Origin of the sequence: Streptomyces sp. NPDC051576, assembly GCF_040681835.1 — a bacterium.
Lineage (GTDB): Bacteria > Actinomycetota > Actinomycetes > Streptomycetales > Streptomycetaceae > Streptomyces.
On record NZ_JBFAZO010000001.1, the window covers coordinates 800,982 to 815,937 of the forward strand.

Here is a 14,956-nt window from a genome sequence, read left to right on the forward strand (position 1 = left end):
GAGGCCGGGTCCGGGGAGCCGAGGGCCTGGATAGGCGGCCGGAGCGGAGTGAGCGCCCAGGCCTCCCTGACCGGCCGGGCCCCCGAAGCCGTCGATGGCACGGCACCCCCGCAAGGGCCACCCGCCCCCGGCGACGAGACGAGCCCGGGAGGCGCAGGTGGACGGAAGAAGTGGGTCCGGTGGGCGCGGCGCGGTGTCCTCGGGCTCGTTCTCGTCCTGCTGCTCCCCATCCTCGCCGCCGAGATCGCCCTCCGCGTGAACTACACCGGCGACCCCGCCGACGGCACCTACACCAGGAACCGGGACGCGATCTGGCTCGGCCACGCCTGGGTGGACGGGCGTAAGACCGACGCGGATGTGAAGGCGCTGGCCCGCCGTCTGCAGGGCACCGGTATCCGTGACCTGTACGTCCATTCGGGCCCTCTGGAGCACGACGGCACGCTCCCGGCGTCGGACTACCCCAAGGCCGCCTGGCTGATCGAGTCGGTGCACCGGGAACTTCCCGGCGTCCGCGTCCAGGCCTGGCTGGGTGACGTGCTCGCCACCGAGGGCCCGGACGGCCTGCGCCTGGGACGCGCGGCGACCCGTACCGCGATCGTCGCCTCGACCCGCCAGATCCTCGCCGCCGGCTTCGAGGGCGCCCACTTCGACCTCGAACCCCTCCACTCCGACGACGTCGACTACCTCGACCTCCTCGACAGGCTGCACGAGGTCACCGAGTCCCGGCACGCCGTCCTCTCCGTCGCCGCCCACCAGATCGACCCGCTTCCCGCCCTCCACTCCGTCTGGGGCACCTTCACCGAGCACCCCAAGTGGTGGTCGCAGGCGTACTTCGGCCAGGTCGCCCGCCGCGTCGACCAGATCGCCGTGATGTCGTACGACACGGCCCAGCCCCTGGAGAGCCTCTACGGCGGCTATGTCGCCGAGCAGACCTCGCTCGCCCTGGAGGTCACCCCGAAATCCACCGACCTCCTGATGGGCCTGCCCTTCTACTACGAGAGCAACTTCGACCACTGGGGCTCCGCCGAGACCGTCCCCGCCGCCGTCCGGGGCGTACGCCTCGGCCTGTCCCGCACGGACGCGGACCGCGCGAACTTCGGGGTCGCCCTGTACGTCGACTTCGCGGCTACGGAGGCCGACTGGGCCGCGTACAAGGGCGGTTGGGTGCGCTGAGACAAGGGATGGTCGGCAACGGCCGGCGATGCGATGATCGAAGAAGCGCACAGGGCGCGGGGGCACGCGGGGGCAGGGGGGCCACAATGAACTGGATCATTGCGCTGGCTTGGACGGTCTGGGGACTCATGGTCCTGGTGGGGATCGCGGCAGTGCGCAACTACTGGATACTCCCCTGGCTGCGGACCCGGGTCGTGCGGCCCTGGCTGTGGGGCTACGGCGCACTGCTGGCCTGCGCCGGTATGGCGGTGGGCCTGGCCGGGGGACCCACGGCACACAGTGTCACCGTCGACAACATCAGCTTCGGCGCGACCATGGTGCTGCTCATCGGCGGCTTCACACTCCAGCATCTGGGCCAGCGCCCGGGACGCGTGCGTCCATGACCCGCTCACGCTCCACGCTCACCAAGGACCGCCTGGCGGATGTGGCACGCGCCGCCACCGGCGCCGCCCGCCACCTCACCGCCGTCACCCGGCTGCGCGGCGGCTCGAAGAAGGGCGTCTACCGCCTCACCTTCGACGACGACTCCACCGCCGTCGCCTACGTCTGGTCACCGGACGAGGACCTCTGGGACGCCGGCCCCGGCGACCCCCGCGACCCCTTCTCCCACGCCTCCGGCCTCACCCTCTTCACGGCCGCCGCCGACCGCCTCGCCGCAGCCGGCGTCCGCGCGCCCCGGCTCCTGTACGCCGACCCCACGCACACCCACCTCCCGGCGGACACGGCGATCGTCGAGGACCTCCCGGGCGGCACCCTGGAGGACCTGCTCGCCGACGACCCGGCCGCCGCGCCGCAGGCCCTGGAGCGGATGGCGGCCCTGCTCGCCACCCTGCACGCCTGCACGGGCCCGCGCTTCGGCAAGGTCGCGCTCGTCGACAACGGCGGTTCCTCGTACGGCGGTTCATGCGTGGAGGTCGTCGTCGAGCGCGCCCTGAGCGACCTCGACGAACTTCCGGCACGCGATCCACGAGCCGCCGAAGCCCACCCACAACTCACGGACACCGTACGGAAGTTGGCTGCGCGGGTACGGCCCCGCACCACGCCCCCCGCCCTCATCCACGGCGAACTCGGCGGGGACCACGTCCGCGTGACCCCCGACGGCGAACTCGCCCTCATCGACATCGAAGGCCTGATGTACTTCGACGTCGAATGGGAGCACGTCTTCCTCGACCTGCGCTTCGGCCGCCACTACGACCCCCTGCGCACCGAGGGTCTCGACGAGGACCGTCTGCGCCTCTACCGCCTGGCCATGCACCTCTCCCTGGTGGCGGGCCCCCTGCGCCTCCTGGACGTCGGGGACTTCCACGACCCGGAGTTCATGCGGGGCATCGCGGTGCACCACTTGGAGCGGGTGCTGGAGTTCGCGGGGGAATGAGCGCCATGCACGAGGTTCTGGTGGGGATGGCCGCACTCGTTCTGGCGGCTGAGACGGTGGCGGGGATCGCGACGATCGCGAAGGGCCGGATCGTCCGGCCGGCGGGCAGACGTGGGATCCCGCGCCCCCGCTTGTGGGGATACGGCACGGTCGTCAGCGCCGTCGGCCTGGCCGACTACGTCTTTCTCGGTCCCCTGAACAGCGCGCCCTTCGCCCACATGGCCCTGGCGGCCACCGGCTTGGGGCTCTTCTTCGTGGGTCAGGCCGTTCAATGGCTGGCCCGACGCACGGGCCGTGTCCCCGGGACAGGCGTTACGGAGTCCGCCTCCTGATCTTCGACCCCAGCCACACCAGCGGGTCGTACTTGCGGTCAACCGCCCGTTCCTTCAAGGGAATCAGCGCGTTGTCCGTGATGTGGATGCCCTCGGGGCAGACCTCGGTGCAGCACTTGGTGATGTTGCAGTAGCCGAGGCCGTGTTCGTCCTGGGCGGTCTTCTTGCGGTCCAGGCCGGTGTCGGAGGCCGCGTCCAGCGGGTGCATGTCCAGCTCCGCGACCCGCATGAGGAATCGGGGGCCGGCGAACGCCGTCTTGTTCTCCTCGTGGTCGCGGACGACATGGCAGGTGTCCTGGCACAGGAAGCACTCGATGCACTTGCGGAACTCCTGCGAGCGGTCGACGTCCTCCTGCATCATCCGGTACTCGCCGGGCGCGACGCCCTCCGGCGGTACGAACGCCGGAACCTCCCTGGCCTTCTGGTAGTTGAAGCCGACGTCCGTGACGAGGTCGCGCACCACGGGGAAGGCGCGCAGGGGAGTGACGGTGATCGTCTCCTCCCTCGTGAACACCGACATGCGGGTCATGCACATCAGCCGGGGCCGTCCGTTGACCTCCGCCGAGCACGAACCGCACTTGCCCGCCTTGCAGTTCCAGCGCACGGCGAGGTCGGAGGCCTGAGTGGCCTGGAGGCGGTGGATGATGTCGAGCACCACCTCACCGTCGTTCACCTCGACCTTGAAGTCCTCCAGGCCGCCGCCCTTGACGTCCCCCCGCCACACCTTGAAGCGGGCCTCGTAGCTGCTCACTCGTAGAGCTCCTCTTCGGCGAGGTACTTGACCAGCTCTTCCTTCTCGAAGAGGGCGAGCAGGTCGGCGCGGATGGGTTCGGTCGTCTCGCGGGTCAGGGCGATCTGGGCGGCTGTCGGGTCCGATGCCCCCAACCCGCCCGTCGCGTCGGTGAGTTGGCACAGGAGGTTGACGCGGCGCCAGTCACGGTTCATGCCCGGGTGGTCCTCGCGGGTGTGTCCCCCGCGCGACTCGGTGCGCTCCAGGGCGGCCCGCGCCACGCACTCGCTGACCAGCAGCATGTTCCGCAGATCCAGGGCGAGATGCCAGCCGGGGTTGAACTGCCGGTGGCCTTCCACCCCGGCGCGCCGGGCCCGTACCCGCAGGTCGGCCAGCTTCTCCAGGGCCTGTTCCATCTCTCCCTCGCGGCGGATGATGCCGACGAGGTCGTTCATGGTCTGCTGGAGTTCCTGGTGGAGGGTGTACGGGTTCTCGGGTGGACGTCCGTTCTCCTTGCCCGGTTCGGGGCCCTCCGCCGAGAAGGGGCGCAGTGCCTCCGCCGCCGCCAGGTCGACCTCCGTGTCGTCCACCAGCGGGCGGCTGTCGGCCAGGCCTGCCGCGTGGTCCGCCGCGTGCCAGCCCGCCCGGCGTCCGAACACCAGCAGGTCGGAGAGGGAGTTGCCGCCGAGCCGGTTGGAGCCGTGCATGCCGCCGGCCACCTCACCGGCCGCGAACAGCCCCGGTACCCCGCGGGCCGCCGCCGTGTCGGAGTCGACCGCGATGCCGCCCATCACGTAGTGACAGGTCGGTCCGACCTCCATCGCCTCCGCCGTGATGTCGACGTCGGCCAGCTCCTTGAACTGGTGGTACATGGACGGGAGTCGGCGCCGGATGACCTCCGCCGGCATCCGGGTCGACACGTCCAGGAAGACCCCGCCGTGCGGGGAGCCACGGCCCGCCTTGACCTCGGAGTTGATCGCCCGGGCCACCTCGTCACGGGGCAACAGCTCCGGTGGACGCCGGTTGTTGTCCGGGTCCTCGTACCAGCGGTCGCCCTCCGCCTCCGACTCGGCGTACTTCTCCTTGAAGACGTCGGGGATGTAGTCGAACATGAAGCGTTTGCCCTCGGAGTTCCTGAGCACTCCGCCGTCGCCGCGCACCGACTCGGTGACGAGGATGCCCTTCACCGACGGGGGCCAGACCATGCCCGTCGGGTGGAACTGCACGAACTCCATGTTGAGGAGGGGCGCGCCCGCCAGCAGGGCCAGCGCGTGGCCGTCGCCCGTGTACTCCCACGAGTTGGACGTCACCTTGAAGGACTTGCCGATGCCGCCGGTCGCGATCACCACGGAGGGCGCTTCCAGGACGAGGAAGCGGCCGGTCTCGCGCTCGTAGCCGAAGACCCCGGAGACCTTGCTTCCGTCCTTCAACACCCTTGTGACAGTGCACTCCTGATAGACCTTCAGGCGGGACTCGTACTCACCCGTCTCGCGGAAGTCCTCCTGCTGGAGGGACACGATCTTCTGCTGGAGCGTGCGGATCAGCTCAAGTCCCGTACGGTCGCCGACGTGGGCGAGGCGCGGGTACTCGTGGCCGCCGAAGTTGCGCTGCGAGATCCGGCCGTCCTGGGTGCGGTCGAAGAGGGCGCCCCAGGTCTCCAACTCCCAGACCCGGTCCGGGGCTTCCTTCGCGTGCAGCTCGGACATCCGCCACTGGTTGAGGAACTTGCCGCCGCGCAGGGTGTCGCGGAAGTGGACCTGCCAGTTGTCGCCGGAGTTGACGTTGCCCATCGCGGCGGCGATCCCGCCCTCGGCCATCACGGTGTGGGCCTTGCCGAACAGCGACTTGCAGATCACCGCCGTACGAGCACCGCGTTCACGTGCCTCGATGGCGGCCCGGAGGCCCGCGCCACCGGCACCGACCACGACGACGTCCCACTCCTGTCGCTCGACCACGGACATCAGAAGAACCTCGGATCATCGAAAGCGCCGGAGGCGACCAGGTACACGTAGAAGTCCGCGAGCGCGACACTGATCAACGACGCCCAGGCGAGCTGCATATGACGGTTGTTCAGCTTCCCGACGAACTGCCAGGCCTTGTAGCGCACGGGATGCTTGGAGAAGTGCTTGAGCTTGCCGCCGACGATGTGCCGGCAGGAGTGGCAGGAGAGGGTGTACGCCCAGATCAGCACGATGTTGGCCAGGAAGACGAGGGTGCCCAGGCCCATGTGGCCCCAGTGGTAGTGCTCGTCGCGGAAGGTCAGCACGGTGTCGTAGGTCAGGGTGCCCGCCACCAGGAGCGCCGCGTAGAAGAAGTACCGGTGGACGTTCTGCAGGATGAGAGGGAAGCGGGTCTCGCCGGAGTACTTCTTGTGCGGCTCGGCCACCGCGCAGGCCGGGGGCGAGGCCCAGAAGCCCCGGTAGTAGGCCTTGCGGTAGTAGTAGCAGGTCAGGCGGAAGCCGAGCGGGAAGATCAGGATGATGATGGCGGGGGAGATGCCCCACCAGCTCCCGAAGAGATCGGCGTTCGGGCCCGCGTGCATGGTCCGGCACCGCTCGGCCAGACAGGGCGAGTAGAACGGCGAGACATAGGGCGCCGAGTAGTAGTTCGAGTCCGCGAAGGCCCGCCAGGTCGAGTAGACGACGAAGGCGAGCAGTCCGGCGGCGGTGACGGCCGGGGCCAGCCACCACCGGTCGGTCCGCAGATGCGGGGCGTCGATCGCGGCGCGCGTACCGGTGCGTACGCCGCCGCTGTTCGGATGGGGTTCCGTACCAGTGGCCAAGTCAGGACTCCGGTCGGTTCAGGGTGCGTGGCGGTCGCGGGCGCCGAGACCCTCGTCGTCCGAGTCCGTCCACAGGGTGTTGTCGTAGGGGGTGTCGGGGATGGGGACGAGATCGGGGCGCCGGGGGCGCTCGATCCCTGGTGCGGCGTCGCGCAGCAGCGCGACGCTCTCGCGCAGCCGGTCGGCGTCGGCCTTGACCCTGCGCATTTCCAGGCCGCCGCTGCCGAATTGCTGCTCCAGCCGTCCCACGGACCTGAACAGGTCCTCAAGACAGCGCTGGACTGACGTCAGTTCGTCGTGCACGGACATGACGTGACCTCACTTCCGCGGGCGTCGGCCCTGGACGGCAACGTTCATGCGCCTGCGAGTGTTGCGCGTCACACCTGCCGGTGGGAAGCGGTGTGCACGGATTGGTCGGGGTGCGTTGGTGTGTTCGGGGGCGGTACGGGGGCAGATTCGAACATTGCGCCGCACGGGTGGGCTTCCCGGCACCCCTCGCCGTGTCGCCCGCTGCGGCCGAACCGTTTCCTCTTCAGTGGCCGCATACATCTGATCAGCTCCATATATCGACAAATGTCCGCCAAACGTGATCAGAAGCCCGCGGCTCACCGGAGGTAGCAGTGATGTCCCACGACGGCGTCGGACTGCGCGCGATCTCGCGCTCGGTCGCCTTCCTCACCGCGGGCGCGCTCGCGGTGACCACCCTCGCCGGATGCGGCTCCGACGACGAGTCGGGCAAGCCGCTGGCCGCCCAGGACATCGCGCCCGCCGGGCGCGACCTGGTCGCCGACGGCGGCACCCTGCGCTGGGCCGTGGACGACGTACCGGAGACCCTCAACACGTTCCAGTCGGACGCCGACGACGCCACCACCCGCGTCGCCCAGGCCGTGCTGCCCGCCATGTTCCGGCTCGACGCCCAGGGGCGGCCGCAGCGCGACGCCGACTTCCTGGAGTCCGCGAAGGTCGTCGACACCGAGCCCAAGCAGGTCGTCCTCTACAAGCTTGACCAGCGGGCGGTGTGGAGCGACGGCCGCGAGATCGGCGCCGCCGACTTCGCCGCCCAGTGGCGCGCCCTGTCCGGCAAGGACTCCGCGTACTGGACCGCCCGCAACGCCGGCTACGACCGCATCGAGAAGATCGAGCGCGGCGCCAACAACCTTGAGGTCAAGGTCACCTTCAGCAGGCCGTACGCCGACTGGAAGGCGCTGTTCTCGCCGCTGTACCCGAAGGACGTCATGGGCACCCCGGACGCCTTCAACGACGGGGCGCGCCGCAAGCTGAAGGTCACCGCCGGCGCCTTCGGGGTGCAGAAGATCGACCGCAAGGACAAGGAGATCGTCCTCGCCCGCAACCCGCACTGGTGGGGCCGGCCCGCCAAGCTCTCCCAGCTCGTGCTGGCCGCCGTACCGCTCGACAAGCGGGCCGCCGCGCTCGCCGACGGCACCGTCGACCTCGCCGAGATCGACCCCGCCGACGCGAACCGCATCGCGCTGGCGGGCCGGGCCAAGGGCACCGGCACCCCGCTCCAGGGCGCGAGCCCCACGAACACGGACGAGAACACCGAGAACAAGGGCGAGGGCCGGCAGGAGAAGAAGAAGCTCAGCAAGAAGCAGCGCAAGGCGCTCGCCTCCGCTCTGCGCCAGCAGGACGCGCTGCGCGCCTTCACCGTCCGCCGTTCCCTGCAACCCGCCTACACCCAGCTCGCCCTCAACGGCTCCGAAGGCCCCCTCGCCGACGAACGCGTCCGGCGTGCCGTGGCCCGCGCGCTCGACCGCAAGGCGCTCGCCAAGGTCGTCCTCGGACCGCTGGGCCTGCCCGCCGTGCCGGTCGGCAGCCACCTCGCCCTCTCCGGGCAGGCCGCGTACGCCGACAACAGCGGAGCGCTCGGCGGCCAGGACACCGAGGAGGCGCAGGCGCTGCTCGCCGACGCCGGATGGGTGCCGGGCGGTCCGCTCAAGGAGAAGGGCGAGAAGGCGGCCGGCGCCGAGGGCGAGAAGAGCAAGAAGGACGGCGACGAGGCCGAGTCCGAGGGCGGCTCCGACGGCCAGTACATCGTCGGCGAGGACAACAAGGACCCCCAGGACCACACCAAGAAGCACGGGCACGGCGGCGAGGAGGGCTCCAAGCACCTCGCCGACGGCAAGCAGTACGACGGCCGGAAGGTGAAGCAGGGCGGGGCGCCCGGTGCGTACGCACCGAAGGGCACGGCCGCCCCGGCCGGCACGAAGACGGGGACGCTCGCCAAGGACGGCAAGCCGCTGGCCCTCCGCTTCGTGCTCCCCTCCGGGACCGGCTCGGAGTCGCTGCGCGCGGTCGCCGACAGCATCTCCCGCATGCTGGAGAAGGTCGGTATCCGCACGGAGATCACCAAGGTGTCCGACGACAGCTACTTCAAGGACCACATCGCGTCCGGCCAGTACGACCTCGCCCTCTACTCCTGGCCCGCGTCCGCCTACCCCGCGACCGACGCCCGCCCGATCTTCGCCAAGCCGGTCCCGGCCGCGGACGGATCCCTGAACGTCGAGCAGAACTACACCCGCGTCGGCACCGACCAGGTCGACCAGCTCTTCGACCAGGCCGCCTCGACCCTCGACGAGGACGAGTCCGCCGCCCTGGTCCGCAAGGCCGACGCCCGCATCTGGGCGGCGGCCGGCTCGATCCCCCTCTACCAGCGCCCCCAGCTCACCGCCGCCCGCCGAACGATCGTCAACGCCGGCTCCTTCGGATTCCAGACCCCGGTCTACGAGGACATGGGCTACCTGAAGAAGGGGGCGCACCCTTCGGCGAGCCCGTCGAAGGACTGACACCCCACGCACACGACCAGCACGGCCGCCGTCCCGCAGCTCCTCGCGGGGCGGCGGTTTCCGGTGCGGTGAAGGGCGCCGGGCCCCTCCGGCCCCCGCCCGTAAGGCCCTGCGGAGGCTCCTTCCCCGTACGCCACGTACGATGGGGTAAGGCCGTGGCGTGTCCAGCCCGGCAGGGTCCGCGTAACACAGACGTACGCGCAGGCCTTCCTCACTCTCCGGGAGTACGCCGCAATATGGCCACGCGCCACGACATCCGCAACGTCGCCATCGTCGCCCACGTCGACCACGGGAAGACGACCCTCGTCGACGCCATGCTGAAGCAGGCCGGTGCCTTCGCCGCGCACGCCGCCGAATCGCTCGACGACCGCATGATGGACTCGAACGATCTGGAGCGTGAGAAGGGCATCACGATCCTGGCCAAGAACACGGCCGTCAAGTACCACCCGAAGGATGGCGGCGACGTCATCACCATCAACATCATCGACACCCCGGGCCACGCCGACTTCGGTGGCGAGGTCGAGCGCGGTCTGTCGATGGTGGACGCGGTGGTGCTGCTCGTCGACGCCTCCGAGGGCCCGCTGCCCCAGACCCGCTTCGTGCTGCGCAAGGCGCTCCAGCAGCGCCTGCCCGTCATCCTGTGCATCAACAAGACGGACCGCACGGACTCCAGGATCGACGAGGTCGTCAACGAGACCTACGACCTCTTCCTGGACCTGGACGCGGACGAGGAGCAGATCGAGTTCCCCATCGTCTACGCGTGTGCGCGCGACGGTGTCGCCTCGCTGACCAAGCCCGCGGACGGCACCGTCCCGCAGGACAGCGACAGCCTGGAGCCGTTCTTCACCACGATCCTCCAGTCCGTGCCGGCCCCGTCCTACGACGAGACCGCTCCCCTCCAGGCGCACGTCACCAACCTGGACGCGGACAACTTCCTCGGCCGTATCGCACTGCTCCGCGTCGAGCAGGGCGAGCTGCGCAAGGGCCAGACCGTCACGTGGATCAAGCGCGACGGCACCCTGTCCAACGTGCGCATCACCGAGCTGCTGATGACCGAGGCGCTCACCCGCAAGCCGGCCGAGATGGCGGGCCCCGGTGACATCTGCGCCGTGGCCGGTATCCCGGACATCATGATCGGCGAGACCCTGGCCGACCCCGAGAACCCGATCGCGCTGCCGCTGATCACGGTCGACGAGCCGGCCATCTCGATGACCATCGGTACGAACACCTCGCCGCTGGTCGGTCGCGGCGGCACCGGCAAGGGCGCCTCCGCGAAGGCCGCCGTCAAGGACCGCAAGGTCACCGCCCGTCAGGTCAAGGACCGTCTGGACCGCGAGCTGATCGGTAACGTCTCGCTGCGCGTGCTCGACACCGAGCGTCCCGACGCCTGGGAGGTGCAGGGCCGCGGTGAGCTGGCGCTGGCCATCCTGGTCGAGCAGATGCGCCGCGAGGGCTTCGAGCTGACCATCGGCAAGCCGCAGGTCGTCACGCAGATGATCGACGGCAAGGTGCACGAGCCGGTCGAGCGCATGACGATCGACGTGCCCGAGGAGCACATGGGCGCGGTCACGCAGCTCATGGGCGTCCGCAAGGGCCGGATGGACAACATGTCCAACCACGGCTCGGGCTGGGTCCGCCTGGAGTTCGTCGTCCCCTCCCGCGGCCTCATCGGCTTCCGTACCGAGTTCCTGACGGGTACGCGCGGCACGGGCATCGCGCACTCCATCCACGAGGGCCACGAGCCGTGGTTCGGCACCCTGACGACCCGTAACAACGGTTCGCTGGTGGCCGACCGCGCCGGCGCCGTCACCGCGTTCGCGATGACGAACCTCCAGGAGCGCGGTGTGCTGTTCACCGACCCCGGCACCGAGGTGTACGAGGGCATGATCGTCGGCGAGAACTCCCGCGCCGACGACATGGACGTGAACATCACCAAGGAGAAGAAGCTCACCAACATGCGGTCGGCCGCCGCCGACTCGTTCGAGGCGATCGTGCCGCCGCGCAAGCTCTCCCTGGAGCAGTCCCTGGAGTTCTGCCGCGACGACGAGTGCGTCGAGGTGACCCCGGAGGCCGTTCGCATCCGCAAGGTCGTGCTCGACCAGAAGGAGCGCGGTCGCTCCGCGAGCCGCGCCAAGCACGGCTGATCTTCGGCTGGAACCGGCCAACTGAGCCCGGGTGCCCCCATCTTGGGGGCACCCGGGCTTTTCGCAACCGGTTTAACACCCGCTCCCTGCGCCGGTGTGTCCGCAATGCGGAGATCCTCGCCCGATACCCATGTAACAAGTCCGTTTCGCGGCCTTCTCGTGGCGAACAGTTTGTCCATGTTTTGGAAGATGTACGGGTGAGCTGTGACTGAATTGAGATTTAAAGACTGTGGTCGGCACCTGACACATGGCAGATAGTTAGCCGCGTAGCGCTCGGGTCAATGGGTCATCGCGCCGTGGGGACGGCGCCGACTCGCGAGCACCAGGGGGTGTCTGACCCTCCGTCAGGGGTGACGGGGGAAAGACGTGAACCCCCTCCTGTTGGTGAACACGTGGAGTCATGAGGAGGAGCCCCATGCGTGGTGTCACGAACGCCAGGTGGGACACGCCGTCCGTCAGTAGCAACCTCGCCCGCCCATACGGAGATTGGCTCTGAGGAGTCGGCCGGCGGCCTAGTGCCGCCGTTCAACTACGCGCGTCCGGCTGCGGGATCTCCCGCCGCAGGGCACGCTCCGGACCTCTCTCCTAGTTCCGACCGGTGATCGCGCACACCCTGCGCGGATCGCCCGCTCGGCACACCCACACCTGTGAAATGGGCGAACAGTGACAAGTCCTATCGACATCGAGGGCGGCGGAACCTCGGTCCTCGTCGACGGCGAACCGGGGCCGCAGACCGAACCCGAGGCCAAGAAGCTGGAGGGCCGCTCGCCCGGCCAGCTCATGTGGATCCGCTTCAAGCGCGACCGCACCGGCGTCATCTCGGCCTGCGTGGTGGGCTTCTTCTTCCTCGTCGGACTCCTCGCTCCACTGATCTCGAAGCTGTACGGCAAGGACCCGTACACCGTGTACGCGGACGAACGCCCCGAACTCTTCGACAGCGCGGGCGTGCCGCTGCAGCCCAACGGCGGGATCAGCAGCCAGTTCTGGTTCGGCCTCGAACCCGGCAACGGCTACGACGTGTTCACCAAGCTCCTCTACGGCATCCGCACCTCGCTCATGATCTCCGTCTGCGTGACGATCGCGACCGTGCTCACCGGCATCCTGCTCGGCGTCGCGGCCGGCTATCTCGGCGGAAAGCCCGACTACTTCATCAGCCGGGTCATCGACTTCCTGCTGGCCTTCCCCGCTCAGCTCTTCTTCATCGCCAGCATGCCGGTCGTGGTCTCGCTCTTCGTGAGCCCGACCGACGAGACGCCGACCTACGTCCGCGTCGTGGCGCTCATCGCCGTGCAGTGGTTCCTGGGCTGGATGAGCCTGGCCCGTATCCTGCGCGGCACCAGTCTGGCGCTGCGTGAACGGGAGTTCATCGAGGCGGCCAGGGTCAGCGGGGCCACTCCCTGGCGGATCATCAGCAGGGAGATCCTGCCGAACGTGGTCACGCCGATCCTCGTGCAGTCCACCTACATGCTGCCCGGCTTCGTGACCGCCGAGGCGGGACTGTCCTTCCTGGGCGTGGGCATCGTCGAACCGACGCCGGACTGGGGACAGATGTTCTCCAAGGCGTCCACCGAACTCGTGATGTCGAACGACATCACCTACATGTTCTTCCCGGGCGTCTCGATGATCATCTTCATCGTGGCCTTCAACCTGCTCGGGGACTCGGTCAGGGACGCCTTCGATCCCAAGACGGCGCGCTGACCGTCCGTTGGATCCAGCACGGCACATCCAGCACGGCAAATCCAGCACGGGAATTCCTTTGTGCACTGGTGACACACAGATGGGTGGAAACAGAGTGATGAGTAGGGGCGGACGCCACGCATACGCCGCGCTCTCCGTGCTCGCGGCCGGGGCTCTTGTGCTCACCGGTTGCAGCAAGGGCGGCAGCGACGCGAGCGACAACAGCGGCAAGGACAAGGAGAACGCGTCGAGACAGCAGAAGTCGATCAAGTTCGGCGACGCCGCGGACTCCACCGGACCGGCCGCGGCCGTACCCGGCGCCAAGTCGGGCGGCACGATGGAGGTGCTCCAGCGTGACAGCTACGCCCACCTCGACCCGGCCCAGATCTACGTCTCGGACGAGGGCTCGGTCGCGACCCTGCTCCACCGAGGCCTGACGGGTTACAAGGCCACCACCAACGACGGCAAGGGTCACGAGGTCGTCGGCGACCTCGCCACCGACTCCGGTACCACCACGGACGGCGGCAAGACCTGGAAGTACACGCTCAAGGACGGCATAAAGTTCGCGGACGGGACGCCGATCACGTCCGCCGACTTCCGCCAGACCTACGAGCGGCTCTTCGCCCCCTTCATCAACCAGGGCCCGTCCTACCTCCAGCAGTGGCTGGCCGACGCCTCCGGCGCCGACTACCGCAAGCTGCTGCCGGACGGCCCCTACAAGGGCAAGCACCTGCCCAGCACCGTGCTGGAGACGCCGGACGCCAAGACCGTCATCTTCCACTTCAAGTCACCGCACGCCGACCTCCCGTACGCCCTGGCCATGGCCGGCTACGCGGTCGTGTCGGCCAAGGGAGACACCCAGGCGAAGTACGACAAGGCGCCGGTGACGAGCGGCCCGTACAAGATCCAGTCGTTCAAGTCCGGCAAGTCGATGGTGCTGGTGAAGAACACCAACTGGGACCCGAAGACGGACCCGATCCGCCATCAGTACGTGGACCAGTTCAACATCACGTTCAACCAGCAGTTCGAGACCTCGACGAAGGCGCTCCTCGCGGACAGCGGCGCCGACCAGACCGGCATCAGCTTCAACAACCAGGTCGACGCGGGCAACCTGTCCAGCGTGCTCAAGGACCCGAAGATGAAGTCCCGCACGGTCTCCGGCTACCAGCCGTACGTGGGACAGATGAACATCAACATGGCCCACGCGGCGATGAAGGACAAGACGGTCCGCGAGGCCATCGCCTACGCGCTGCCGGTCACACCGTTCCTCCGTGCCTACGGCGGCACCGACGCGATGGAGACCGCCGGCGGCACGATCAGCCCGACCGTCTCCGGCTACAACGCCGCGTTCGACCCGTGGGGCAAGAAGAAGAACTCCGCGGGTGACCCGGCCAAGGCCAAGGCCCTGCTGAAGAAGGCCGGCAAGCTCAACATGAAGCTGACCTTCGGCTACATCAACACCCCCGAGGGCCAGCAGTACTCCACCGCCATGGCGGCCGGCCTGAAGAAGGCCGGCTTCAACGTCCAGCGCCAGGAGATCCCGGCCGAGACCTTCTACGACCAGGTCAGCAAGCTGGACAACAACTACGACATCTTCCACACCGCGTGGGGCGCCGACTGGCCGTCCGCCTCGACCGTCATCCCGCCGCTCTACGACGGACGCGGCATCGCCGACGGTGCGCAGAACTACCCGCAGGTCAACGACCCCAAGGTGAACGCGGACATCGACGCGGCGAACAAGATCACCGACCCGGTCAAGGCCGCGGCGGCCTGGGAGAAGATCGACGAGTACCTGGTGAAGGACGTCGTCGCCTTCGTCCCGACCGCGTACTACAAGCAGACCCAGATCGCCGGTTCCAAGGTCGGCGGCCTCGTCTACGACGACGTCATCGGCGGCGTCGACCCGCGTCGCCTGTTCGTCAAGTAACCGCCGTCCGTC

Annotated in this window: 12 protein-coding genes; 8 read left to right on the top strand and 4 right to left on the bottom strand. The window is 68.8% G+C overall.

All coding sequences use genetic code 11. From position 1 onward, the window contains the following. The first annotated feature begins 66 nt into the window (after positions 1–66). From AB0M63_RS03840 to AB0M63_RS03855, 4 genes are all read left to right on the top strand, one after another. Complete coding sequence (locus AB0M63_RS03840; protein ID WP_366018532.1) at positions 67–1,173, top strand: hypothetical protein; 1,107 nt, start codon at positions 67–69, stop codon at positions 1,171–1,173. Between the two features lie 86 nt (positions 1,174–1,259). After that, positions 1,260–1,556 carry a hypothetical protein gene (locus tag AB0M63_RS03845; RefSeq protein ID WP_355925243.1) on the top strand — a complete coding sequence of 99 codons (297 nt, stop codon included), beginning with the start codon at positions 1,260–1,262 and terminating at the stop codon, positions 1,554–1,556. Then, positions 1,553–2,548, top strand: a complete 996-nt coding sequence (locus AB0M63_RS03850) for a phosphotransferase (protein WP_366018269.1) — start codon at positions 1,553–1,555, stop codon at positions 2,546–2,548. Before AB0M63_RS03845 ends, AB0M63_RS03850 begins: the two co-directional genes overlap by 4 nt. Next, positions 2,545–2,880, top strand: coding sequence for a hypothetical protein (locus AB0M63_RS03855; protein WP_366018270.1), 336 nt, complete (start codon positions 2,545–2,547; stop codon positions 2,878–2,880). Before AB0M63_RS03850 ends, AB0M63_RS03855 begins: the two co-directional genes overlap by 4 nt. On the opposite strand, the gene AB0M63_RS03860 is transcribed toward AB0M63_RS03855, so the two are convergent. The 4 genes from AB0M63_RS03860 to AB0M63_RS03875 are packed head-to-tail and all read right to left on the bottom strand — an operon-like array spanning position 2,861 to position 6,701. Beyond that, positions 2,861–3,631, bottom strand: a complete 771-nt coding sequence (locus AB0M63_RS03860) for a succinate dehydrogenase/fumarate reductase iron-sulfur subunit (protein WP_355925251.1) — start codon at positions 3,629–3,631, stop codon at positions 2,861–2,863. The two genes, AB0M63_RS03855 and AB0M63_RS03860, sit on opposite strands and share 20 nt — an antisense overlap. After that, positions 3,628–5,571, bottom strand: a complete 1,944-nt coding sequence (locus AB0M63_RS03865; RefSeq protein ID WP_366018271.1) for a fumarate reductase/succinate dehydrogenase flavoprotein subunit — start codon at positions 5,569–5,571, stop codon at positions 3,628–3,630. Before AB0M63_RS03865 ends, AB0M63_RS03860 begins: the two co-directional genes overlap by 4 nt. Beyond that, complete coding sequence (locus AB0M63_RS03870; RefSeq protein ID WP_355925256.1) at positions 5,571–6,392, bottom strand: hypothetical protein; 822 nt, start codon at positions 6,390–6,392, stop codon at positions 5,571–5,573. The genes AB0M63_RS03865 and AB0M63_RS03870 overlap by 1 nt, the downstream gene beginning before the upstream one ends. Before the next feature lie 18 nt (positions 6,393–6,410). After that, a complete protein-coding gene (locus tag AB0M63_RS03875; protein ID WP_355925259.1) occupies positions 6,411–6,701 on the bottom strand; it encodes a hypothetical protein in 291 nt (96 codons plus the stop codon). 314 nt (positions 6,702–7,015) lie between these two features. On the opposite strand from AB0M63_RS03875, the gene AB0M63_RS03880 reads away from it, so the two are divergent. From AB0M63_RS03880 to AB0M63_RS03895, 4 genes are all read left to right on the top strand, one after another. Next, complete coding sequence (locus AB0M63_RS03880; protein ID WP_355925262.1) at positions 7,016–9,196, top strand: ABC transporter family substrate-binding protein; 2,181 nt, start codon at positions 7,016–7,018, stop codon at positions 9,194–9,196. Positions 9,197–9,432: 236 nt separating this feature from the next. Then, positions 9,433–11,340, top strand: a complete 1,908-nt coding sequence (gene typA, locus AB0M63_RS03885) for a translational GTPase TypA (protein ID WP_355925265.1) — start codon at positions 9,433–9,435, stop codon at positions 11,338–11,340. A 663-nt stretch (positions 11,341–12,003) separates the two neighbouring features. Further along, positions 12,004–13,038, top strand: coding sequence for an ABC transporter permease (locus AB0M63_RS03890; protein ID WP_355925268.1), 1,035 nt, complete (start codon positions 12,004–12,006; stop codon positions 13,036–13,038). A gap of 97 nt (positions 13,039–13,135) precedes the next feature. Further along, complete coding sequence (locus tag AB0M63_RS03895; RefSeq protein ID WP_366018272.1) at positions 13,136–14,944, top strand: ABC transporter substrate-binding protein; 1,809 nt, start codon at positions 13,136–13,138, stop codon at positions 14,942–14,944. The last annotated feature ends 12 nt before the right edge of the window (positions 14,945–14,956 follow it).